The 591-nt window shown below is 66.0% G+C and carries 1 protein-coding gene; it reads right to left on the bottom strand.

Going from position 1 to position 591, the window contains the following annotated elements; genetic code table 11:
• A partial coding sequence (locus STARVERO_RS23300; RefSeq protein ID WP_159602675.1) for a phage portal protein family protein occupies positions 1 to 591 on the bottom strand: 591 nt, incomplete at both ends.

The raw sequence follows: 591 nt of genomic DNA, 5'->3' as shown, positions 1-591 counted from the left end.
CGGTGTTCTCCATCAGCGCCTTCAGGTCCTCGGCCTCCTCGACCGGATAGGACAGGCGCGGATAGTTCTCCTGCGGGCCGAAGTTGAAGGCGACGAAGGGCTCGATCACGTCGCGCTGGATCGTCGCGGCGAGCACGCGCGAATCCGAGCGCAGGATGTCGTGGCGCACCTCGTTGTGCTCCTTCGACACCGCGTGACCGCCGGAGATCGCGTCCGTCGTCGTGGTCTGGCCGAGCACGATCTTCGACAGCTGCTCGTCGATGTAGCGGGCCTTGCTCTCGAAGGCGTTCGATCCGGTCGACGCCTTCGTCTCGTGAAACTCGACCGACATCGATTCCGGCATCATCGCGGCGGCGTCCCCGGCGATGTCGCGCACGGCGCGCAGCAGCGCGGCCTTCTCCTCGTTGGTGGCGCCGGGGCCATATTTGCCGATGCGGAACGGCATCCCGTAGACTTCGAGGAAGGCCATCCAGTCCTTCAGCGTGTAGCTCTTCAGCATGAAGGACCAGAGGGCGAGACGCGCGAGGCCGCCCCGCCCCGGCAGTCCCGACTTGAGCCGTGGGAAGTGCGTGATGAAGGTGTACGGCGCCA

Origin of the sequence: Starkeya nomas (assembly GCF_902703545.1) — a bacterium.
Taxonomy (GTDB): domain Bacteria; phylum Pseudomonadota; class Alphaproteobacteria; order Rhizobiales; family Xanthobacteraceae; genus Ancylobacter; species Ancylobacter moscoviensis.
This window is presented reverse-complemented; position numbering and strand designations above follow the sequence as displayed.